This window comes from Pseudoalteromonas sp. A41-2 (assembly GCF_015767615.1).
Taxonomy (GTDB): domain Bacteria; phylum Pseudomonadota; class Gammaproteobacteria; order Enterobacterales; family Alteromonadaceae; genus Pseudoalteromonas; species Pseudoalteromonas lipolytica.
Genome location: NZ_CP065231.1, coordinates 615,938 through 637,367 on the forward strand (window position 1 = coordinate 615,938; position 21,430 = coordinate 637,367).

Sequence of the window (21,430 nt, forward strand, 5' to 3'; positions counted from 1 at the left end):
GATGTATAAGCTGGCCTAACGTAGTCAAGCCAGCTTGATATGTGCATTTAGTTGTGGCTAGATAATGCTGTTTTTTCAATAAGATCTAATAAATAACTCACGTGCGAGTTTTCATTAATTTGTTGATTAGTTTGGATCACTAACTGTTCGTGAGCGATTCCTTTATTGGTTTTTAATACTAGCAATTCAGGGTCTGAAGAAACGCTGTTGGCATGCTCAATACTCGCAATCGCAATATGGTTTGACTTTTTCAAGCCTTCCATAACTTGTTCAATACTACCGACCTTAACGCTGGTTGATTTATTGAATGAATCAATTGCTTCGTTTAGCATCGATTGAACCGGCTTCGATTGTGAAAAACAGCTGTACATTGGGTAGTCTGTTAAGTCTTTCTTGCTAATGTCTGTTTTATTAGCAATTGGATGATTTTTTGATACAAATAAAATTAGCTGATCAGGCAAATGGATATCACTACCAATGCTATTCATGGCTTGTGAGCAAACGCTGATATCAATTTCACCAAGTTGCAGTTTGCGAATTAACTCACTTTGTTCTTGCAACTGCATTTCAATTTTAACATGTGGGTATTGTGCTAAAAATTGCCCACACACGACACAGGTACAACTGCACTTGCTTTAGTTGTGTAGCCGATAACGAGCTTTTCGTTTTCACAACCATTTAATGACTCGAATAAACGTTTTTTTGTTTCTTCTAAATTATTAAGTGTTTGTTGTGCGTACTCGAGGAAAAGTTCACCTTCTTTGGTTAGCTTTACAGAACGAGTAGAGCGAGTAACGAGTTCATAGCCCACTTCATCTTCAAGTGTTTGAATACTACGAGTTAACGCTGAAGTGCTTATCTGGGTTTTTCAGCAGCTTGGCGGAAGTGTCTGAGTACGCCGAGTGCAACGAATTGTTCAAGTTGTTCAAATCTCACTTTATATAGTCCCTTTTTATTAAGTAAGCCCTTACATTGAGTTAAAATAATAATACCTAACATTGAGTATAGTAAATTATTGTACCCATTTTTAAAAGTGTTGTTTTACAGGTAAGTTACAACTAGTCAGGGTAACGGTCTTTAATCTCCAAGAAAAGTGGTAAATTTTCAAGTAATAAGTCGACTAAAGTTGGATCAAAATGTTTCGAACGTTGATTTTTTATTAGTGCAAGTGCTTCATCGAGTGGCCACGCTTTTTTGTAACAACGGTCACTGCATAGAGCGTCAAACACGTCAGCAAGCGCAGTTATACGACCAACGATATGAATATCTTTACCTGCTAAACCGTGTGGATACCCAGAGCCATCCCACTTTTCATGGTGCTGAAGTGAGATCATTGCACCGCAAGTCATGATCTCGTTACTTGAATTTTTTAGAATTTCATAACCTACTTCAGCGTGTGTCTTCATTATTTCCCATTCTGTATCATCTAATTTTCCGGGCTTATTTAAGATGTTGTCAGGGATACTTATTTTTCCTATGTCGTGTAAGGGGGAGGCAAGCTTGATGATTTCACACTGAAAGGGATTAAGTTCTGATAGTTTTGCAAGTAACTCGCTGTATAACGCGACACGTTTAACATGTGAGCCTGTTTCTTTAGAGCGTTTTTCTACTGCTTCACCAAGAATATAGGACAATTCCTTTTGCGATTCTTTTACCATTTCGCGCAATTTAAGATTGTCATAGGCCAGTGCAATATTGTTTGCATAAAACTCAAGAAGTTGATGATCGGTAGCATGTAATTTACTTCCTTTATTTACATACAGCATAGTTTCAAGGCCCGCTTTGGTTGGAAAGTAACCAATGTAGTCGGTACTTGTTTTTAGTGATGACTTACGATCATGAGCATCAATAAATAAACTTTTAACTTCGTCAGGAATATTATTTTGACTGGGGATAGGCCCAACGCCTGAAGCCGCCAATAATTGAAAGTCTGTTGCAGGAGATGATTGTAAATTAACCGCGGCAGCACAATAAATTTGAGTGTCGTTTATACCCATCACATTTGTCACGTGGCTTAAAATAGTGGATGCAAATTCTTGCACACTGTCGCATTTTAAAAAGTTAGCTGAGGCATTTATGATTTGTTCGAGGCCATGTTTATGGCGATCAATAATTTGGATATCACGATGAGATCTCAGTGCAGAATAGAGCAGTGTTTTAATTTTTATGGCTGTTAATTCGGTTTTGTTTTTGTAATCGTTTATATCGTAATCACGGATAATAGATTCTTCAGGTGCTTCACCTGGTTGTCCGGTGCGCAGAATTAGGCGGATATGGTGGTTATCAATGTCGTCCCTAATATACTGAATAAGTTCAAGTCCGGCATGGTTTGTTTCCATGACGACATCAACAAGTGCCACTGAAAAAGGGATATCTTTTTTCAAAAGCTCTTTAGCCTCTGCTGCAGAATAGGCATCGTAGAAGCGTAAGCTTTTATTTTCAAATTGAAAACCAGCTAGTACAAGCTTGGTAACTTGATGAATATCTTCTTCGTCATCAACAACAAGAATATGCCAGTATTCTGGTTCTTCAGTTTGTACGTTATTTTCTTCTAACCGTTCTTCAGAAAATAAAAAATCATCCACACAAGCACCACTTATTGTCGTATCAGGTAACAATAAGTATAGAGGCAGAAATTTACTCTGCCTTATCCACTAAGGGTTTTTTTTCTATATTTCTTAATTCAATTTCTATTGCATCACATGAAATATGAATCTCATATAAAGAGGTAAGAAGCGATAAAGTTAAGCAAGCAAGACTGAGTCCAAATAATATGATGCCTGTTGTATTAAACTCAATAAACAAAGCGAACATTGACAAGGTACACATGAGAAATGATGCCACGCCGTAAACTTGCATTATACGAATCAGTTTAATACGCTTTCTGAGGTTGGCGATTTGTGCAACAACCAAAGGACGAATACTTTCTCCTTCTCGCGCATTCAGTTCTCGAATGAGTTGGGCAAGTACCAAAAAGCGATTGGTGTATGCAAGTAATAGTAAAGAAATGGCCGGGAATAACAGCCCAGGCGTTGTTAATGTCATAAGGCTACCTTCAATATAGGTTGTAGCAGGGTCAATTGCTAGGGTAGCTTAGGTTGCTAAAGCTGCAAAGTAAAAGAGAGTAAATTTGCATAAAAATAATTTAAATCAACCAACTACGTCAGAACCTTTTTCATGGGTACGTATCTACCAAGCCGCTAATGGGCTTGAAGCTAATATTATAAAAGGGCTTTTACATACCGCAGGAATACAATGCCAACTGCAAGGTGAGCTTCTGCAAGGTGCATTGGGAGAGATTCCCTTTGAACAAACGGGGGTTGATATTCTTGTTTACGCATTAAAAGAGCGCCATGCACAAGAAATATTGGTAAACTACCGGCAAGTAAAACAATCGGCTCCAGACTGGGTTTGCCCATCATGCAGCGAACTGAATGGCCCAACATTTGAAATATGTTGGTCTTGTAGGACTGTTAAGAATGACGAAAGCGAATAATTTTCAACGCATTAGAGAATTAAACTATTTGCAAAAAGCGGTATTAGGCGGCGCGCTTCTTGAGCGTATGTTGCCTAATTACAGCTTATTTAGTGAAGCAACTGGCTTTGGTGACGCAGCGGTATTTCGCAGCGCACTGAATGTATGCTGGGAAAAAATATTACTGCCAAAAAGTAAGATAAGCCTTGAAAAGCAAATTGAAAAAATTGAGCCTAATGTACCAGAGCTCAGTGACTTTGATATGTTTGGCACTTACCCCGCTATTGACACTGCAACCGCATTATTGGGAATGTTGCATGGTCTGATGGCTAAAGATGACCAAGAGTTTTTAAACATTAGCAAAATTTCACAAGCCTCTGTTGCACGCTTTATTGAATACCAATTAACGGTTGAAGGTGAAGTGGCTGATAACAAATCAGTCCGCGAACACCCGCTAATGCAGTACGAGATGGATGTGCTTGCAGAGCTAATTGATTTTGTTGAGCAAATGGGCCGAATTACCTCAGAAAACGTAAAAGAGCTCAAGCAGCTTGCTATTTCAGACGGTCAAACCAACATTGGTATTGCAATTTAGTGTTCAGTAATGCGTATTTTAGCTGTAAAATACGCGCTTATTTTTCTTGGCGGAGTAATTGATGCGAATTTTAGGTATTGAATCATCATGTGATGAAACAGGTATTGCCATTTACGATGATGAACAAGGCTTATTAGCACATCAACTATACAGCCAAGTTAAAGTGCACGCAGACTACGGTGGTGTGGTACCTGAGCTTGCATCACGCGACCATGTACGTAAAACTTTGCCATTAATCGACGCAGCTTTTGCGCAAGCCGGTTGTGGTCCTGACGATATTGACGGCATTGCTTACACCGCAGGGCCAGGTTTAGTGGGGGCTTTGTTAGTGGGCACCTCTATCGGTCGCTCTCTTGCTTATGGCTGGAATATTCCTGCTGTCGCTGTGCACCACATGGAAGGGCATTTACTGGCGCCAATGCTCGAAGAAGATAAGCCTGAATTCCCGTTTATTGCGCTACTTGTGTCGGGGGGGCATACAATGATGGTGAAAGTGTCAGGGATTGGTGAGTACGAAGTACTGGGTGAATCTGTCGATGATGCGGCAGGTGAAGCATTTGATAAAACAGCGAAGTTATTAGGGCTTGATTACCCAGGAGGCCCTCGTTTAGCAAAACTAGCTGAGCAAGGCACGCCTGAACGGTTTGTGTTTCCACGTCCGATGACAGATAAACCTGGGCTCGATTTCAGCTTCAGTGGTTTAAAAACGGCTGCATCGCTTGCTATTCGTGACAGTGCTGATGATGAGCAGACTAAAGCTGACATAGCCCACGCATTTCAAACTGCAGTAATTGATACGTTGATTATTAAGTGTAAGCGTGCCCTTAAACAAACAGGTATTAAACGCTTAGTGATTGCCGGTGGAGTGAGTGCTAACGTTCAATTACGTGCGCAATTAGAGCGTGTAATGCAAGGCATGAAAGGTCGAGTGTATTATCCTCGCACTGAATTTTGTACAGATAACGGCGCTATGATCGCCTACGCGGGCATGCAACGCCTTAAAGCGGGGCAGTTTGCAAGCCTTGATATGAAAACTAAGCCGCGCTGGCCAATCGACTCATTAGAAGCGCTGTAACTTAGTCGTTGTTATTGTCAGGGGCTTTTTTCTTAGTCCCTACTTTTGGCTCTTCACCACTTAATAAACGGGTTATGTTTGCTCTGTGACGGAAAATAATCAACAGTGTTAAAAACGTGACTGGCAACGTATAAAGTGGTTTTATCCACCATGTATAAAGTGGGGCAAGCGACACTGTAATAAGTGCTGCAAGTGACGAATAGCGCGTTATTGCGATTATTAATAGCCAAGTCGCGATTAATAATCCACCTAAAGATAATCCAATAGGTAGTAAAGTACCAAAGGCCGTCGCAACGGCTTTACCCCCTTTAAAGCTGAAAAATACAGGGTACATATGCCCTAAACACGCTGCGACGCCAATTAAACCTAACATCAGCGGTTCGATTTTTAAGAAATAAGCGCCCCACACAGGGATGGTGCCTTTTAAAATATCAAACACCAGCACTAATACAGCCGGGACTTTTCCACCAAGTCGGTACACATTGGTGGCACCGGGGTTATTCGATCCGTGACTGCGTGGGTCTGGTAGTTTAAATAACCTAGACACGAGGATAGCGGAGGAAACCGACCCCAGTAAATAGGCTAAAACTAACATTAAAACTTCTAACACGCGCTTCCTTATTTTTTAATCTGCACTTTTGGGCTATCATTGGCGGCAAAACCATCTGCCGCTACTTTTGAGTAGATAGTACGCTACATTTTGCAGTGCATCTACCCGTTATTGTAGAGGGAATTTTTATATATTAAAACTTTATGACAGCTCTGTGCGCATTATTGAAATTAATACGCGTATACGATAGGTATTGGTTTTAATATTTATGTCGCTTGGAGTATCAATGGACAAGGTATACATATCACAACTGCACGTAGACACCATTATAGGCGTGTATGATTTTGAAAAAGAAACGAAACAAAGCCTGTATTTTGATATTGAAATGGTGTGTGATATTTCAGCCGCAGCGGCAACCGATGATATAAACTTAGCGCTTGATTACGCTAAAGTCAGTGAACGCGTTATAGCGCACACGACGGCAAAACCCGTCGAACTTCTTGAAACCTTAGTTGAACAACTCGCCGCGATTATTTTAACCGAATTTACAACCAGCCAAGTCACAATTCGTGTCAGCAAACCAGCTGCGGTTCCTCAAGCTAAAACGGTGGGAGTCGAAATCACCCGTCACAAGGCAAGTTAATATGGCACAGATTTTTATCAGCTTAGGCTCGAATGTAAATAAAGAGCATTATATTCGCCAAGCATTAAAGACGTTAAAGCCGTATTTCCCTGATAGTGTTCATTCATCGGTATATGAAAGTGAAGCGGTGGGATTTGCGGGTAATAATTTTTATAACTCAGTGCTCGGTGCGAATACTGACATGCCACTGCCTGAGCTGTGTAAATTACTGAAGCAAATAGAGTTAGATAACGGTCGTACTCGTGAAGATAAAAAGTTTAGTCCTAGAACATTAGACCTTGATTTATTGTTTTATGATGACATTATTTGCGATTCGCCAGCGCAATTACCGCGTGATGAAATAACAAAAAATGCGTTTGTTTTAAAACCGCTAGCAGAAATTGCCCCTGATTTTTTTCACCCTGTAGCTAAGCAAACACTGGCTGAGCTATGGGAAAATTATAACAACCCACAACAAAAACTATGGAAGGTGGAGTTTACTAACCCATGAGTATTATTGAGATAATTGTTTTAGCCTTAATTCAAGGATTGACTGAGTTTTTACCTATTTCGAGCTCAGCGCATTTAATTTTACCTTCGCAAGTTTTAGGCTGGCATGATCAAGGTTTAGCATTTGATGTTGCAGTACACGTAGGTACGCTTGGTGCGGTGGTACTGTATTTCCGTAAAGAAGTGGTTGATATTTTGGGGGCTTGGTTTAAGTCGTTTGGCTCACAAGGCGCAACCGATGACAGCCGTTTGGGCTGGTGGATCATTGTTGCCACGATTCCTGCGTTATTAATTGGGTACTTATTTAAAGACTTTGTAGAGAGCTATTCACGCAATGCGTGGGTGATTGCCACTTCAACTATCGTTTTCGGCTTGTTACTTTGGTATGCCGATGTAAAAGCAAAACAAGTAAAAAATATCTACCAAGTAAATTTTTTTAGTGCGTTACTGTTGGGTTTTTCGCAAGTGCTGGCAATGGTCTTTCCTGGCACGTCGCGCTCTGGCATAACGATAACCGTGGGTTTATTGCTGGGTTTAAATAAGCAAAGCGCAGCACGTTTTTCGTTTTTAATGTCGATTCCGGTCATTGCTGCGGCAGGTTCATATTATATATATCAACTTGCAACTGCAGGTGAAGCGATTGATTGGCAAGCTATTTTACTCGGTGCAGGTCTATCGTTTGTTTCGGCTTATGCCTGTATTTTCTTTTTCTTAAAAGTAATTGAGCGCATGGGCATGATGCCATTTGTTATCTATCGCTTGTTACTTGGTGTCGGTTTATTTGCATTTTTAATGCTGTAAAAAACCGTTTTACTCACTTTAAAAAACACCTCGGTCTTGAGGTGTTTTTTTATGTTTGCTATTCGGCAAAAGTCTATTGCCGTCTAATCATGGTAAGTAAAGGTTATATTTGGCATTATAACGCTTTATTTTTTCGTAATTCATTTTGTTCAGGACAGTAGATGCATATTCATATTCTTGGAATTTGTGGCACCTTTATGGGCGGGATTGCCGCAATCGCTAAATCGTTGGGTCACACAGTGACAGGCTCTGATCAAAATGTTTACCCCCCAATGAGTACGCAGCTGGAAGAGCTTGGCATTACGCTAACTCAAGGTTATGACATTACACAATTAGACCCCGCGCCCGATATGGTGGTCATTGGCAATGCGATGAGCCGTGGTAACCCCTGTGTGGAATATGTGCTCGATAAAGGCTTACCTTACACCTCAGGCCCAGAATGGCTTAAGCATAATTTATTGCAAAACTCATGGGTGCTTGCTGTCGCAGGCACGCATGGTAAAACGACAACCGCGAGTATGTTGGCATGGCTGCTAGAATATGCAGGTATGAAACCGGGCTTTTTGATTGGTGGCATTGTGCAAAACTTTGGGGTATCAGCACGAGTTGGTGAGACGCCTTTTTTTGTCATTGAAGCCGATGAATATGACACCGCCTTTTTTGATAAACGCAGTAAGTTTGTGCATTACTTACCACGGACCTTAATCCTCAATAATCTTGAATTTGATCATGCTGATATTTTTGAAGATTTAAATGCGATTAAAAAACAATTTCATCACTTGATGCGTACATTACCCTGTAGTGGCAAAGTTATCTGGCCAAGCCAAGATGAAGCACTGCAGGATGTGATTGAGCGCGGCCTTTGGAGTGATAGCGAAACGCTGTCAGGTGATTGGGATTATCGCTTACTTAAAGCGGATGGCAGCGAGTTTGAAGTGTTGTTAGCGGGAGAAGTACAGGGCGTTGTGTCGTGGCAAGCTATGGGCGAACATAATGTCAAAAATGCGATTATGGCGATTGCAGCTGCGCGTCATGTCGGTATCGCTGTGCCCGTGAGCATTGCAGGTTTAGCTGAGTTTATTTCACCTAAGCGTCGCATGGAACTCAAAGCTGATATAAAGGGCATTAAAGTGTATGACGATTTTGCCCATCACCCAACCGCGATAAAAACGACTTTAGCAGGCCTGCGCGCTAAAGTCGGCAATGAGAAAATTATTGCGATACTAGAGCCCCGTTCGAACACCATGAAAATGGGCGTGCATCAGCAAACGCTTATTGACTCGCTTAGTGCAGCCGATGAGGTGTATTTGTTTGAGCCAGAAAATTTGAGTTGGTCATTAAAAGACTATGCTGACAAAGCGGGTATGCACTGCAGCACGAGTACTGAGGAAATCATTACGTTGGTTGCAAACAGTGCGGCTGCCCATCACCATATTTTGATTATGAGTAATGGTGGTTTTGAAGGTATTCATCAGCGCTTGATCACGGTATTAGAACAAAACTAACCAGTATACGGAGTTAACTGTATGCAATTTAAAGATAAAATAACCCTAGCGTTTAGTGGCGCGTCGGGCGCGCCTTACGGTTTAAGGTTGTTAGAAGTATTATTAGAACAACAGTTTCAAGTGTACGTGTTGATCTCAAGCGCTGCGCGTGTGGTACTTGATACCGAATCAAATATTAAGCTTTCAGGTAATGAAGACAAAGCGACAGAGCAGCTTAGTAAGCTGTTCAATGCAGCCCCAGAGCAGCTAAAAGTATTTGGTAAAGATAATTGGTTTAGCCCCGTAGCATCGGGCTCGGCAGCCCCTAAAAAAATGGTGGTGTGTCCTTGCAGTGCAGGCTCAGTCTCGGCCATTGCCGTTGGCGCATCTGATAACTTATTGGAACGTGCTGCTGATGTGGTTATTAAAGAACGTGGTCAGCTTATTTTGGTGCCACGCGAAACACCTTTTAGTGAAATACACCTAGAAAACATGCTCAAGTTAGCAAAATTGGGTGTCACCATTATGCCTGCAGCACCCGGGTTTTATCATAAACCTGAGCACATTTCTGACTTGGTCGATTTTATGGTGGCACGTATTTTAGATCATTTACATATTGAACATACTCTAACGAAACGTTGGGGTTATGGAGAGGGCAAACAGTGAGCGAACAGACAATCGCATTAAATATTGAAGGCCTTAAAAAGGTTTATAAAAATGGCGTTGAAGCCGTAAAAGGGATTGATTTACAGGTAAAACAAGGCGACTTTTTTGCTTTGTTAGGTCCCAATGGGGCGGGTAAATCAACCACAATTGGCGTGATTTCATCACTTGTGAATAAAAGCGCAGGCCGTGTTGAAGTCTTTGGTCATAATATCGATACAGATCTCGAAGCTGCAAAATCAGAGCTCGGCTTAGTACCGCAAGAGTTTAACTTTAGCCAGTTTGAAACGCTTAACCAAATATTAGTTAATCAAGCTGGCTACTATGGCGTACCAAGAAAGCTTGCTCATGAACGTGCTGAAAAATACCTAAAACAACTTGGTTTATTTGAGAAAAAAGATAAACAAGCTCGCACGTTATCGGGGGGAATGAAGCGCCGTTTAATGATTGCCCGTGCGCTTATGCACGAACCAAAGTTACTTATTCTTGATGAGCCTACGGCGGGGGTTGATATTGAACTGCGTCGCTCTATGTGGGATTTCTTGCGTGAAATCAATAAACAAGGCGTTACCATTATTCTTACCACGCACTATTTAGAAGAAGCGGAATTGTTGTGTAAGAACATCGCTATTATTGATAGTGGTGTGATTGTCGAAAACACCACAATTAAAGCGTTACTTGCCAAGCTTGATAAAGAAACCTTCGTGCTTGACTTAAAACAGCCAGTTAACCCTATCAGCCTTGATGGTTATCAGTTTACTTTAACCGATGATCATACCTTAGAAGTTGAGGTGGCTAAATCGCAGGGGCTAAATCAGGTGTTTACGGCGTTAACCGAGCAAGGCAATACAGTGCTCAGTATGCGTAATAAGGCCAATCGATTAGAAGAGTTGTTTGTGGGTTTATTAGAACAAGGGCGAGGCGAATAATGTTTAAATATGGTGTAGCGCTAAAGAGTATTTGGATTAAAGAGTGTATTCGTTTTTTACGTATTTGGGTGCAAACGCTGGTACCGCCAGCAATTACGATGAGCCTTTATTTTGTTATTTTTGGTAACCTAATTGGCTCACGCATTGGTGATATGGGTGGTTTTTCCTACATGGAATTTATAGTACCTGGCCTCATCATGATGTCGGTGATTACTAACTCATACTCTAATGTGGCGTCGAGCTTTTATTCCACTAAATTCCAAAAAAGTATCGAAGAGCTACTTGTGGCACCGGTGCCTAATTACATCATTGTACTAGGCTACATGGGTGGAGGTATGACACGAGGCATGTTGGTTGGCTTAATTGTTACGTGCGTGTCTTTGCTATTTGTTGATATTCAAATTCACAATATTTTCGTGATTATGGCGACTGTGATTTTAACCTCAGCCGTATTTGCTCTGGGGGGCTTAATAAATGCAATTTACGCAAATAGCTTTGATGACATCAGCATTATACCTACGTTCATTTTAACGCCATTAACCTACTTAGGTGGGGTGTTTTACTCGATTACCCTGTTACCTGAGTTTTGGCAGGGGGTATCGCAAGTAAACCCAATTATATATATGGTTAATGCATTTAGGTATGGCTTCTTAGGTGTGTCGGATGTCGACTTATCGGTCGCGTTTGGTGTACTAGGATTATTTATTGTGGGGTTATTTACGTTAGCTTTAACGCTAATTAAACGCGGTGTGGGGCTTAGACACTAATGACAGATGCAAATTCGAGAAGTATTGTATCGAATCAACCCGGCTTGCATGACAAGCTAGACGAGATTGTTTTAAAGCACTTAAGTGCAGAGTTTAAAAAACCAATTGCAGCGCACACGCAAGCTGCATTTGACCAAGTGAATGAAAAAGTTCACGCATTCAATGGACCAATTATTCTTGATTCATGCTGTGGGGTGGGAGAGAGTACCGCTAATCTTGCTAAGCGCCACCCAGAGGCACTTGTTATTGGAATTGACAAGTCGTCACATCGTTTAGATAAGCACGATATTGAATATAAACAAACAGACACTGGCCAGTATATTTTGGTACAAGCTGATTTAAATGATTTTTGGCGTTTAGCGGTTGCAGCAAATTGGCAGCCAACTCACCATTATCTGCTTTATCCAAACCCTTGGCCAAAAGCTAAGCACTTACAAAGGCGCTGGCATGGGGCCGCAATTTTTCCATTTATTGTTAAACTTGGCGGCCAATTAGAGCTCAGAAGTAACTGGGATATCTACGTTAAAGAGTTCGCTCGCGCCCTTGAGTTGGCTGGACATCCATGCCAAGTTGAACGCTATGAACACGATGTGCCTATTACGCCGTTCGAGCGAAAGTATTGGGCCAGTGGACAGCAGAGCCACCGCTTGGTCATAAACCTTTAAATTTGCGTGTTAATGTAGGGAGTGGGTGGAGCAAAATAATTACCTTGCATGAGTGTGATACCCGCACGTGAAAGTGCATCGGCAATTTGCTCACTTTCTACTTGCTCAGCAATAACCGCTAAGTTTAATTGCTGAGCATACTTCACTAAATGCTCTATAAACATAAAACTATCGGCATTATTGTGTATTTGGCTTACTAGGTCTTTGTCGAGCTTTAAGCCATCCACTTCAAGCTTTAAAATGTGAGACAAGTTTGAGTACCCCGCACCAAATTCATTGATCATCACTTGCGCCCCTTTATTCTTTAATAAACTAATAAAGGCTTTCACTTGGCTAAAGTATGCAATGGCTTCAGTTTCATGAAACTCAAAAATAATATTGTGTGGTTTTGGGTAACGCCTTAATTGCTGCTCTAGAAATTCACTTAAACTTGGATCGAGAATATCTTGCGCGGTGATATTGATACTCCAGCGCACATTTGTCTTTCTGAATTGTTCAATACATCGTGAAAACATGGTGCGTGTTAACAACCCGTCCATGCGTGAGCGTTTTAATACAGCCATAAAGTAATCAGGGCAATGAATCCGACCTTGTGCAGTTGCCATTCTGGCTAAGCTTTCATAGTGACTTATTTGCTTAAGTTCCGTGTTATAAATTGGCTGAAAGTAGGGCACGATTCGATTGTTATCGAACGCTTCTCTAACTTCTTTAGCGAGAGTGACGTTGTGTCTAAATTGCTCTTCAACTTGTTTAAATACATTCTCATAGCGAACAATACGTTGATTATTTAACTTGGCTTGTTGCAAGGCTATATGTGCATTTTCTATGAGCATGAGTTTGTTACACGAGGCGATTCCAGCATGCAAAGTAATATAAATAAATGGCTCGCTTAGCACAGGAATTGCGTGATTAAAGGTATTGATAATATCGTCAATACGTTGCTCAGCGTTGCGAATATTCAATAATGCGATTTTATTCGTCGCTAAACGAAAGATTGCGCTCTCGCTTGGTATGCGGGATTGAAAATATGTGAGTAGATTAGCCATCACTCTATCGCTGACATCGGTGCCATAAAAACTACTAATATCCTCAAGCTCATTGATACTGATAACAGCAAGTTCCATGCGGTGTCTGGTTGTTCTTTCTATGTAATTCTCGAGCGCAATATGATTGGCAAAGCCGGTGCGAGCATCAGTCAGGAGTGAGCGTTTAAGCTGTAAAAAATAAAGCCACGCGATTAAAGCAACAATAAAGAAAAAGAAGCCGCTTGTAATGGTTGCTTTTGTTATGCTGTGTTGCAGTTGCTCATTGAGATCATCAATAGCAATGTCTGCACCTGTAATATAAGTGTGGCCGTTTTTGTCAACAAAGGTCACAAAGATACTTTTAAAGTTGCCCCAGTGATCTTGTGATATTTCAAAAACGGGTTCTGTCGAAAAAAAAGCTTCTTTATTGATGTCGGTGGCTTCAGGGTACGCATCTAAAAAGTGTGTCACGCGTCCACTGTTGTGATCTTTTTGAGTATAGCTAGAGGCACTAAAGAATACCGTATCATCGCGCAGCACCATCGCATATACATACGCTACCTGCATTTGCTTAGCGTAGTCAGATAAAGCCCTGCTCTTATCTTTATACAGCTCAGGTGAAATAGTTTGGCCTGCATTCACACGGGTATGATAATCATCCCCTAAAATATGCTTAACACTGATTGCCGCATTGAGTAATTTGGCATCAACATTCGCCATTATCTCACTACGTGTTGATTCATAGGTGTAATAAATATAGCCAAATAAGCTAATAAAAAATGCGGCAAAACCATAAATAAGCCAGCGTGTTCTTTGCATTCCATTCGGCATAGGTGTTCCCTTTGCAGTTATGACTTGATTATACTTAAAAAATACGCAGCTGATAGCAGAAAATTACGACAAAATTCACCCATCGATCATTTTTTTGTCACCGAAAGCATGGCTTTTTGGCTTTAAGCGAGACATTTTCATGATATTCCAGTAAAGTTAGCCAATTTCATAGAAACAGTGCCGCAAAATGTAAACCTCAATGTTCCTGCATTGGGTTCATTTTTAAGCTGCTTATAATGGGTATTAGGATGGATCAAAAGCGTTGTGCCGTCGCCTCTAAAGAAAGTTTGATTCGTATTTTTACGGTGCCAGAAGCACCAGACTCGACACTGAGTAAAATTGAATCAGAGATTTCAAGCAACCTTGCAGGATTCTTAAACGAGAATATTGCTGCGATTGAGAAGCCTCTTCATGAGATAGAGAAAGACTTTCAATCGGCAATGATTCCAGAAGAGCCCACATTTGTATCTGACTATGCTCAAGATATTATGGAGCAACTTGTTGCGCATTCAGTTCATACAGCCGCGCCTAGCTTTATTGGCCACATGACTTCTGCTTTACCGCACTTTGTACTGCCGTTATCAAAGTTGATGGTAGGTCTGAATCAAAACTTAGTAAAAATTGAAACCTCAAAAGCGTTCACCCCACTTGAACGACAAGTGCTTGGTATGATGCATCACCTTGTATATGGACAAGATGATGCGTTTTACAGTAAGTGGATGCATAGTGCAAAAACGTCACTCGGTGCATTTTGCTCAGGGGGGACAGTTGCCAACATTACCGCACTGTGGATTGCACGAAACCGTTTATTAAGAGCGGATGGCGATTACAAAGGAATTGCAGCTCAAGGCTTAATTGCGGGTATGTTGCATTATGGCTATAAAGGGCTTGCTGTACTGGTTTCTGAACGAGGTCATTACTCTCTTGGTAAAACAGTCGATTTATTGGGAATTGGTCGCGACAATATCATTGCAATAAAAACCGATAAGAACAATAAAGTAGACATTCAAGCCATGCGTGAAAAAGCGCAAGAACTGGAAGCGGCAGGCATTAAGGTAATGGCGCTGGTAGGTGTTGCGGGTACTACGGAAACAGGCAGTATTGACCCCCTTAATGATATGGCTGATTTAAGTGAAGAATTGGGCTGTCATTTCCATGTTGATGCAGCATGGGGAGGAGCAACCTTATTATCGCAAAACTATCGCCATTTATTGAGTGGTGTTGAGCGAGCCGATTCAATTACAATCGATGCCCACAAACAGATGTATGTGCCAATGGGCGCTGGTTTAGTGTTATTTAAAGACCCAGCAGCAACCGATGCGATTGAGCATCATGCAGAGTATATTTTACGTAAAGGCTCAAAAGATTTGGGGAGTCATACGCTTGAAGGTAGTCGCCCAGGCATGGCAATGTTGGTGCATGCATGCTTACGTGTCATTGGTCGTAAAGGTTACGAGATGCTGATTGATCGCAGTATCGTTAAAGCACGTACCTTTGCTGAATTAATTAGGCAAGACGAAGACTTTGAGCTGATTTCAGAACCTGAATTGTGTTTATTAACCTATCGATATGTCCCTAAACAGATTCAAGAAAAACTTAAAAATGCTGACGAAGAAACTAAACTCGATATTTATGCTTCACTGAACCGTTTTACGGCCAGTATGCAAAAACGTCAGCGTGAAGCTGGGCGTTCTTTTGTATCGCGTACACGTTTAACCCCTGCGCAATACGATTACCAGCCTACCGTGGTGTTTAGAGTTGTGTTAGCGAATCCGCTTACGTCAAAGGCTATATTAAAAGATATTCTTGCAGAGCAAAAAGAACTGTCTAAAACAGATCCTGTATTTAAAAAGTATTTAAGTAAGTACATGGATTAGGTGATATAAATAAGTAAAAAGGAGCTTGAAAGCTCCTTTTTTTATACCAATTTGCGTATTTCAATGAGCAAGGTTGAGGCAATAAAAGCTCGTTGATAACAAAGCAAAAATTTCGTTATTTAGGTATTCTCGGCAATTGCTCCTGCATTGCTCCTGCATTGCTCTACCTTCTGCATCTATGCAGTCGTAAATCAGCAATTTTTAACGCAGTTAGCGACTGGTTTAATCCCTCAAAATGATTAAAAATTATTGCAAAATGGTATTATGCCTTTTGAAAACAGCTAGCCTTAATCATTTCACTGATGATCTGTTGCGATGGTTTGATTTTTTCCATGGCTAAAAACTCATCAGGCTGATGTGCTTGGTTGATTGACCCTGGCCCCATAACAATCGTTTCACAGCCTAATTGTTGAATAAACGGCGCTTCGGTGCAGTAGTTAACTGCAACCGCAGGTTGGCCTGACACCTTTTCTGCCAGTTTTACTAAAGCGCTATCTGTGCTGCCGCTGAATGCAGGTATTGGGTCGTGTAAGTCAATAACGCTGACAGCGTTTGGATACTCAGTATTTATTTCATTGGCTGCATTAATCAAAATGGCTTGCAGCTCTTGTACGCTTAAACCGGGTAGTGGGCGCATATCAATGTGCATTTCACAGCAGCCACAAATACGGTTTGCGTTATCGCCGCCATGAATATGACCTAGGTTTAATGTTGGGTACGGTATTACAAAGTGCTCAACTGAATATTTATTCTTTAATTCGTCTTTAATGATTAACAGTTTTGTAATCATTTTATGCATGACTTCGATGGCATTTAAGCCTCGCTCAGGGTCTGAGCTGTGACCCGAACGACCCACAACGCGAATCGCTGAACTCATGTGGCCTTTATGAGTAAACACCGGTGTCATGTCTGTTGGCTCGCCAATAATACAGCGCGCGGGCTTTAAATTAGGGTGGCGACATATTTGCTGAGCACCCGCCATTGTCGTTTCTTCATCGGCTGTGGCTAAAATTAATAAAGGCTCTGTTTGCTGGCTTGCATCAAGCTCACTAATGGCCTGCAGTACAAAAGCAAAAAAACCTTTCATATCAATGCTGCCTAAACCGAATAACTTGTTGTCATGCTCGCTTAATTTAAACGGATCATAATTCCAGCGGCTGTCATCAAATGGCACGGTATCGGTGTGGCCCGCTAACATCAGTCCCCCTTCACCTTCACCCCGTCTCGCTAATAAATTAAAGCGACCTTTGCCATGCTCAAGCTCTGTAATTTCGCAGCTAAAGCCTAAGGTTTCGCACCAATTGGCAAGTAAGGTAATGACCTCTTTATTGCTCATGCATAAAGAGTCTTCAATTGCACTAATTGAAGGCGCAGCAATCAATTGTTGATACATCGATAAAAAAGAGGGAAGCGACATAAAAAAATCCAAAAATAATTATTCAATCTAATTGCATAACAATATAAAAGTATTTATTATGAATATCAATTCACTTTTTGAGCATAAATATACTTTAAAGTAGCGTATGAACACAAAACGACGATAACCTTATTTCATTACTTTAGATAGTGTTTTTATTCGCTAAACAGCGAGTAGTTTTAAATGTGTAAATAGATAAGTTAAATAGGTAAAACCAAGCAATGAATGTAGTGATTATTGGCGCAAGTGGATATAGCGGCGCAGAGCTTGCGAGTTTAGTCGCCAAGCACCCACAACTAACTTTAAAGGCATGTTATGTCTCTGAGGGCAGCTTAGATAAAAATAAGTGTTTAAGTGACTTATATCCTGAGCATTTAGGGCTTTTAGACCATCCATTACAGCCATTAACAGCAGCCGCTTATACCGACATCGAACAGCATGCTGATTACGTGTGTTTATGTACAGATCATGAAGTGAGTGTTGACCTTGCTCCTCGATTTTTAGCAATGGGTAAAAAAGTATTCGATTTATCAGGCGGCTTTCGTTTAGCTGGGAATGAGGATTACCTCACTTACTATGGCTTTGCGCATCAGCATCCAACGCTTTTAACACAAGCAGCCTATGGACTAGCAGAGTGGAATGCGGATGCAATCAGTCAGGCAAATTTGGTTGCGGTTGCAGGCTGTTATCCTACAGCCGCACTTAACTCATTAAAACCATTGAAAGAAGCCGGCTTATTAGCAGAGCAAACAATTATTATTAATGCCGTGTCAGGCGTCACGGGGGCGGGTAGAAAAGCGAGTGTTAATACGCATTTTTGCGAAGTATCACTTGCGCCTTATGGGTTATTTAACCACAGGCACACACCTGAAATTGAACAACATTTAGGCCATCCTGTGTTATTTACCCCGCATTTGGGGAATTTTCCGCGGGGAATTTTAGAAACTATTTATGTGCAATTAAAACCCGGTGTAACACCAGAGCAAGTAACAGAAGCGTATCAGGTGTTAGCCGATGAACCGTTGATTCGTTTACTTGGAAGCAAAATACCCAGTATTAAAGGCGTTGCTAAACAGCCGTATGTTGATATTGCGTGGCAACAAAAAGGCGAACAGCTCATTGTTATGTCGGCCATTGATAACCTGTTAAAAGGGGCGGCTGGGCAAGCATTGCAATGTATTAATTTAGCGATGGGTATACCTCATCATACCGGATTAGTAGGAGCGTTATGATGAAAACATGGGTCATTAAAATTGGCGGTGCGGTATTAAATACTGCCGATGCTGCAAAAGCCCTATTTGATGTTTTAATCTCACAACAGCAAGCTAACTTTGTGATTGTTCATGGTGGGGGTGCATTAGTTGATGCATGGCTTATGGATGCGGGATTCGCCAGTGCTAAGCACCAAGGTTTACGTATCAGTCCAAAAGAACAAATGCCATACATCGTTGGGGCGTTAGCTGGCTGTGCTAATAAACAACTAATGAGTCAAGCCATTGCCTCGGGTCATAAACCTGTGGGTATGAGCCTTTATGAAGCCGGTGTTGTGGTTAAGCAAAAATTAAAAGCGTTGGGGCAAGTTGGGCAATGCTGTGACAGTATCGACAGTATTTTACCCAGCTTAATTGAACAAGGCCGTCTACCATTAGTCAGCTCTATTGGTTTTGATGAAGAGGGACTTTGGTACAACGTAAATGCAGATGAAGCGGCCGCAGCGATTGCGAAAGAGCTTGATGCAGAACTTATTTTTATGACTGATGTAGAAGCGGTACTTGATGCAAATAAGCAACCATTACATCAACTTAATACGCAGCAAATAGATGCATTAATTCTTCAAGGAGTTATTCAGGGCGGGATGGAGGTCAAAGTTAAGACCAGTCTTCTTGCTGCCCAACATTTACGACGTGGTGTGTATATCTCAAGCTGGTTAAAGCCAGAAAATTTAGTCGCTTTATTGCAAGGCGAGCACGTTGGAACAAAGATTACACCATAGGTATTACATGTTAACTCACTTTTTATCGGGTCTTGAATTAGACCAAAAAGGCGCGCTTAAATTATTAGACTTAGCGCAAAAAATTAAAGCAAACCCTGTTGATTTTAGCCAAGCGTTAGCGGGCAAATCAGTGGTGACATTATTCGAAAAACCAAGCTTACGCACGCGTTTATCATTCGATATAGGCATTAATAAATTAGGTGGCCATGCTGTGTATTTAGACTCACAAATTGGGGCTATGGGTGCACGTGAATCGGTGAAAGATTTTGCTTTAAATATTTCTACTTGGGCCGACGGTATTGTGGCTCGTGTATTTGCACATAAAACATTAACTACGCTTGCTGAATTTTCGTCAGTGCCTGTGGTGAATAGTCTGTGTGATTTATACCACCCATGCCAAGCATTAGCGGATTTCTTAACGCTGCAAGAAGTACACGGCGATGTCAGTAAACTGAAGCTTGCTTATTTAGGTGAAGGCAATAACGTGACGCATTCACTTATGTTACTTGCTGCAACGTTAGGGACTGATTTTGTGGCGGTTTGCCCTAAGGGGAGTTCTCCAGATTCACAGATTCTCAAACAAGCAGAGCAAATTGCAGCCATGAATGGTGCATCTGTGATGGTCAGTGACAGAATTGAAGCGGCAGTCGGCGCAAATGCAGTCTATGCTGATACGTGGGTATCTATGGGAGATAAAACCCCACTTGAGCAAGTTAAGGCTAAATATATGCCGTACCAGTTAAATCAAGCGTTGCTTGATCAAACGGGCGCGCAAACAGTGTTGCATTGCCAGCCAGCTCATCGCGAATTTGAAATTACCTCTGAGGTAATGGATGGCCCTGCATCAAAAATTATTCAACAAGCAGAAAATCGTATGCATGCGCAAAACGCACTGCTTGTCACATTATTAAATCCAAATTTTGTTTAAGGAACACCAATGAGTTCAATCAAAAAAGTCGTATTAGCCTATTCTGGTGGTCTAGATACATCGGCAATCGTGCCGTGGTTAAAAGAGAACTACGGCTGTGAAGTTATCGCATTCGTTGCTGATGTAGGCCAAGGTGCTGAAGAGCTTGAAGGCGTTGAGGCCAAAGCAATCGCTTCAGGTGCATCTGAGTGTTATGTGGTTGACCTAAAAGACGAAATGGTCAGTGATTATATTTATCCGACATTAAAAACAGGCTCTATCTACGAAGGTACCTATTTACTGGGTACGTCGATGGCGCGCCCTATTATTGCAAAAGCACAAGTAGAGATTGCGCGTAAAGTGGGGGCTGATGCACTGTCGCATGGCTGCACAGGTAAAGGTAACGACCAAGTGCGTTTTGAATCATGTTTCGCAGCATTAGCGCCTGATCTTAAAGTGATTGCGCCATGGCGTGAATGGGATTTATCAAGCCGTGAATCATTACTAGATTACTTGGCAGAGCGCAATATCCCTTGTTCAGCATCTGCTACAAAAATTTACAGCCGTGATGCAAACGCATGGCACATTTCGCACGAAGGTGGCGAGCTTGAAGATCCATGGTGCCAACCGAGCGATCAAGTGTGGACCTGGACTAACTCTCCAGAGCAAGCACCAAACGAGCCTGAATATGTGACATTAAACGTAGTAGAAGGTGAAGTGGTTGCGGTTAATGGTGAGACATTAAAACCATACGATTGTTTAGTTAAGCTAAATGATATCGCAGCGCCACATGGTGTAGGCCGTGTAGATATTGTTGAAAACCGTTTAGTTGGTATGAAATCGCGTGGTTGTTATGAAACACCAGGGGGCACAGTAATCATGGCTGCACTGCAAGCTGTTGATGAGCTAGTGTTAGATAAATCAAGCCGCAAGTGGAAAGAAGTGCTGGGTGGTGAGTTTTCACACTTAGTGTATGACGGCCGTTGGTTTACGCCGCTTAAAGATTCAATTCTTGCAGCTGCTGAATCACTCTCAAAGCTGGCAACAGGTGAAATTGTTCTTAAACTGTATAAAGGTCAAGTAACTGCTGTACAGAAGAAGTCACCTAACAGCTTATACAGTGAAGACTTTGCAACCTTTGGTGAAGATGATGTATACGACCAATCACATGCTGAAGGGTTTATTCGTTTATTCTCACTTTCGAGCAGAATCTCTGCATTAACGAAAAAATAATTTTATTTTGC

At 41.4% G+C, this 21,430-nt stretch carries 21 protein-coding genes and 1 pseudogene; 16 read left to right on the forward strand and 6 right to left on the reverse strand.

The features are described from left to right. Nucleotides 1-47: 47 nt before the first annotated feature. The 3 genes and pseudogenes from IT970_RS02960 to IT970_RS02970 all read right to left on the reverse strand — a co-directional run bounded on the left by IT970_RS02960 (nucleotide 48) and on the right by IT970_RS02970 (nucleotide 3,045). Nucleotides 48-936 (reverse strand): annotated as a pseudogene (locus tag IT970_RS02960) (LysR family transcriptional regulator). A 122-nt stretch (nucleotides 937-1,058) separates the two neighbouring features. Continuing rightward, nucleotides 1,059-2,585: a DUF3369 domain-containing protein gene (locus IT970_RS02965; RefSeq protein WP_036970933.1), complete on the reverse strand. Its 1,527-nt coding sequence runs from the start codon at nucleotides 2,583-2,585 to the stop codon at nucleotides 1,059-1,061. 52 nt (nucleotides 2,586-2,637) lie between these two features. Then, nucleotides 2,638-3,045, reverse strand: a complete 408-nt coding sequence (locus IT970_RS02970; RefSeq protein ID WP_036970930.1) for a DUF2721 domain-containing protein — start codon at nucleotides 3,043-3,045, stop codon at nucleotides 2,638-2,640. A gap of 85 nt (nucleotides 3,046-3,130) precedes the next feature. On the opposite strand from IT970_RS02970, the gene IT970_RS02975 reads away from it, so the two are divergent. The 3 genes from IT970_RS02975 (at nucleotide 3,131) to tsaD (ending at nucleotide 5,145) form a co-directional block, all read left to right on the forward strand. Continuing rightward, nucleotides 3,131-3,496 carry a putative signal transducing protein gene (locus IT970_RS02975; protein WP_075594087.1) on the forward strand — a complete coding sequence of 122 codons (366 nt, stop codon included), beginning with the start codon at nucleotides 3,131-3,133 and terminating at the stop codon, nucleotides 3,494-3,496. After that, nucleotides 3,480-4,070: a YjaG family protein gene (locus IT970_RS02980; protein WP_036970924.1), complete on the forward strand. Its 591-nt coding sequence runs from the start codon at nucleotides 3,480-3,482 to the stop codon at nucleotides 4,068-4,070. Before IT970_RS02975 ends, IT970_RS02980 begins: the two co-directional genes overlap by 17 nt. Before the next feature lie 61 nt (nucleotides 4,071-4,131). Further along, a complete protein-coding gene (gene tsaD, locus IT970_RS02985) occupies nucleotides 4,132-5,145 on the forward strand; it encodes a tRNA (adenosine(37)-N6)-threonylcarbamoyltransferase complex transferase subunit TsaD (RefSeq protein ID WP_036970921.1) in 1,014 nt (337 codons plus the stop codon). A 1-nt stretch (nucleotide 5,146) separates the two neighbouring features. Here tsaD and plsY read toward each other — a convergent pair whose 3' ends face one another. Continuing rightward, the gene (plsY, locus tag IT970_RS02990) at nucleotides 5,147-5,755 is read right to left on the reverse strand and encodes a glycerol-3-phosphate 1-O-acyltransferase PlsY (protein ID WP_036970917.1); all 609 of its coding nucleotides are present in this window, start codon (nucleotides 5,753-5,755) and stop codon (nucleotides 5,147-5,149) included. Between the two features lie 226 nt (nucleotides 5,756-5,981). Between plsY and folB the strand changes: the two genes are divergently transcribed. The 8 genes from folB (at nucleotide 5,982) to trmB (ending at nucleotide 12,136) form a co-directional block, all read left to right on the forward strand. Continuing rightward, a complete protein-coding gene (gene folB / locus IT970_RS02995) occupies nucleotides 5,982-6,338 on the forward strand; it encodes a dihydroneopterin aldolase (RefSeq protein ID WP_036970914.1) in 357 nt (118 codons plus the stop codon). Between the two features lies 1 nt (nucleotide 6,339). Continuing rightward, nucleotides 6,340-6,828, forward strand: a complete 489-nt coding sequence (gene folK, locus IT970_RS03000; RefSeq protein ID WP_118844009.1) for a 2-amino-4-hydroxy-6-hydroxymethyldihydropteridine diphosphokinase — start codon at nucleotides 6,340-6,342, stop codon at nucleotides 6,826-6,828. After that, nucleotides 6,825-7,628 carry an undecaprenyl-diphosphate phosphatase gene (locus IT970_RS03005; protein WP_036970908.1) on the forward strand — a complete coding sequence of 268 codons (804 nt, stop codon included), beginning with the start codon at nucleotides 6,825-6,827 and terminating at the stop codon, nucleotides 7,626-7,628. Before folK ends, IT970_RS03005 begins: the two co-directional genes overlap by 4 nt. 161 nt (nucleotides 7,629-7,789) lie before the next feature. Beyond that, complete coding sequence (mpl, locus tag IT970_RS03010) at nucleotides 7,790-9,133, forward strand: UDP-N-acetylmuramate:L-alanyl-gamma-D-glutamyl-meso-diaminopimelate ligase (protein ID WP_065978011.1); 1,344 nt, start codon at nucleotides 7,790-7,792, stop codon at nucleotides 9,131-9,133. Between the two features lie 21 nt (nucleotides 9,134-9,154). Then, nucleotides 9,155-9,778, forward strand: a complete 624-nt coding sequence (locus IT970_RS03015; RefSeq protein WP_036970902.1) for a flavin prenyltransferase UbiX — start codon at nucleotides 9,155-9,157, stop codon at nucleotides 9,776-9,778. Continuing rightward, nucleotides 9,775-10,704, forward strand: coding sequence for an ABC transporter ATP-binding protein (locus IT970_RS03020; RefSeq protein ID WP_036970900.1), 930 nt, complete (start codon nucleotides 9,775-9,777; stop codon nucleotides 10,702-10,704). Before IT970_RS03015 ends, IT970_RS03020 begins: the two co-directional genes overlap by 4 nt. After that, nucleotides 10,704-11,471 (forward strand): ABC transporter permease, encoded by a 768-nt coding sequence (locus tag IT970_RS03025; RefSeq protein WP_036970898.1) that lies wholly within the window; start codon nucleotides 10,704-10,706, stop codon nucleotides 11,469-11,471. The genes IT970_RS03020 and IT970_RS03025 overlap by 1 nt, the downstream gene beginning before the upstream one ends. Further along, entirely contained in the window at nucleotides 11,471-12,136 is a 666-nt protein-coding gene (trmB, locus tag IT970_RS03030) for a tRNA (guanine(46)-N(7))-methyltransferase TrmB (protein ID WP_196857593.1), read from the forward strand. Before IT970_RS03025 ends, trmB begins: the two co-directional genes overlap by 1 nt. Here the strand turns inward: trmB and IT970_RS03035 are convergent. After that, nucleotides 12,133-13,992, reverse strand: coding sequence for an EAL domain-containing protein (locus IT970_RS03035; protein ID WP_036970894.1), 1,860 nt, complete (start codon nucleotides 13,990-13,992; stop codon nucleotides 12,133-12,135). The two genes, trmB and IT970_RS03035, sit on opposite strands and share 4 nt — an antisense overlap. Nucleotides 13,993-14,240: 248 nt before the next feature. On the opposite strand from IT970_RS03035, the gene panP reads away from it, so the two are divergent. After that, nucleotides 14,241-15,869 (forward strand): pyridoxal-dependent aspartate 1-decarboxylase PanP, encoded by a 1,629-nt coding sequence (gene panP / locus IT970_RS03040; RefSeq protein WP_036970892.1) that lies wholly within the window; start codon nucleotides 14,241-14,243, stop codon nucleotides 15,867-15,869. A gap of 262 nt (nucleotides 15,870-16,131) precedes the next feature. Here panP and argE read toward each other — a convergent pair whose 3' ends face one another. Further along, the gene (gene argE, locus IT970_RS03045; RefSeq protein ID WP_036970890.1) at nucleotides 16,132-17,286 is read right to left on the reverse strand and encodes an acetylornithine deacetylase; all 1,155 of its coding nucleotides are present in this window, start codon (nucleotides 17,284-17,286) and stop codon (nucleotides 16,132-16,134) included. Nucleotides 17,287-17,507: 221 nt separating this feature from the next. Between argE and argC the strand changes: the two genes are divergently transcribed. From argC to IT970_RS03065, 4 genes are read left to right on the forward strand one after another with little or no spacing between them, the layout of a single operon-like run. Next, complete coding sequence (argC, locus tag IT970_RS03050) at nucleotides 17,508-18,518, forward strand: N-acetyl-gamma-glutamyl-phosphate reductase (protein ID WP_065978016.1); 1,011 nt, start codon at nucleotides 17,508-17,510, stop codon at nucleotides 18,516-18,518. After that, nucleotides 18,518-19,279 (forward strand): acetylglutamate kinase, encoded by a 762-nt coding sequence (gene argB / locus IT970_RS03055; RefSeq protein WP_036970887.1) that lies wholly within the window; start codon nucleotides 18,518-18,520, stop codon nucleotides 19,277-19,279. The genes argC and argB overlap by 1 nt, the downstream gene beginning before the upstream one ends. A 7-nt stretch (nucleotides 19,280-19,286) precedes the next feature. Beyond that, nucleotides 19,287-20,207, forward strand: coding sequence for an ornithine carbamoyltransferase (locus IT970_RS03060; protein ID WP_196857594.1), 921 nt, complete (start codon nucleotides 19,287-19,289; stop codon nucleotides 20,205-20,207). Between the two features lie 9 nt (nucleotides 20,208-20,216). Then, nucleotides 20,217-21,419 (forward strand): argininosuccinate synthase, encoded by a 1,203-nt coding sequence (locus IT970_RS03065; protein ID WP_036970883.1) that lies wholly within the window; start codon nucleotides 20,217-20,219, stop codon nucleotides 21,417-21,419. Nucleotides 21,420-21,430 lie beyond the last annotated feature (11 nt).

Bases quoted from the DNA above. Each gene is read 5' to 3' on its own strand.
- IT970_RS02970 (WP_036970930.1), bottom strand. From the start codon at position 3,045: ATGACATTAACAACGCCTGGGCTGTTATTCCCGGCCATTTCTTTACTA.
- IT970_RS02980 (WP_036970924.1), top strand. From the start codon at position 3,480: ATGACGAAAGCGAATAATTTTCAACGCATTAGAGAATTAAACTATTTG.
- tsaD (WP_036970921.1), top strand. From the start codon at position 4,132: ATGCGAATTTTAGGTATTGAATCATCATGTGATGAAACAGGTATTGCC.
- folB (WP_036970914.1), top strand. From the start codon at position 5,982: ATGGACAAGGTATACATATCACAACTGCACGTAGACACCATTATAGGC.
- folK (WP_118844009.1), top strand. From the start codon at position 6,340: ATGGCACAGATTTTTATCAGCTTAGGCTCGAATGTAAATAAAGAGCAT.
- IT970_RS03005 (WP_036970908.1), top strand. From the start codon at position 6,825: ATGAGTATTATTGAGATAATTGTTTTAGCCTTAATTCAAGGATTGACT.
- mpl (WP_065978011.1), top strand. From the start codon at position 7,790: ATGCATATTCATATTCTTGGAATTTGTGGCACCTTTATGGGCGGGATT.
- IT970_RS03015 (WP_036970902.1), top strand. From the start codon at position 9,155: ATGCAATTTAAAGATAAAATAACCCTAGCGTTTAGTGGCGCGTCGGGC.
- IT970_RS03025 (WP_036970898.1), top strand. From the start codon at position 10,704: ATGTTTAAATATGGTGTAGCGCTAAAGAGTATTTGGATTAAAGAGTGT.
- trmB (WP_196857593.1), top strand. From the start codon at position 11,471: ATGACAGATGCAAATTCGAGAAGTATTGTATCGAATCAACCCGGCTTG.
- IT970_RS03035 (WP_036970894.1), bottom strand. From the start codon at position 13,992: ATGCCGAATGGAATGCAAAGAACACGCTGGCTTATTTATGGTTTTGCC.
- panP (WP_036970892.1), top strand. From the start codon at position 14,241: ATGGATCAAAAGCGTTGTGCCGTCGCCTCTAAAGAAAGTTTGATTCGT.
- argE (WP_036970890.1), bottom strand. From the start codon at position 17,286: ATGTCGCTTCCCTCTTTTTTATCGATGTATCAACAATTGATTGCTGCG.
- argC (WP_065978016.1), top strand. From the start codon at position 17,508: ATGAATGTAGTGATTATTGGCGCAAGTGGATATAGCGGCGCAGAGCTT.
- argB (WP_036970887.1), top strand. From the start codon at position 18,518: ATGAAAACATGGGTCATTAAAATTGGCGGTGCGGTATTAAATACTGCC.
- IT970_RS03060 (WP_196857594.1), top strand. From the start codon at position 19,287: ATGTTAACTCACTTTTTATCGGGTCTTGAATTAGACCAAAAAGGCGCG.
- IT970_RS03065 (WP_036970883.1), top strand. From the start codon at position 20,217: ATGAGTTCAATCAAAAAAGTCGTATTAGCCTATTCTGGTGGTCTAGAT.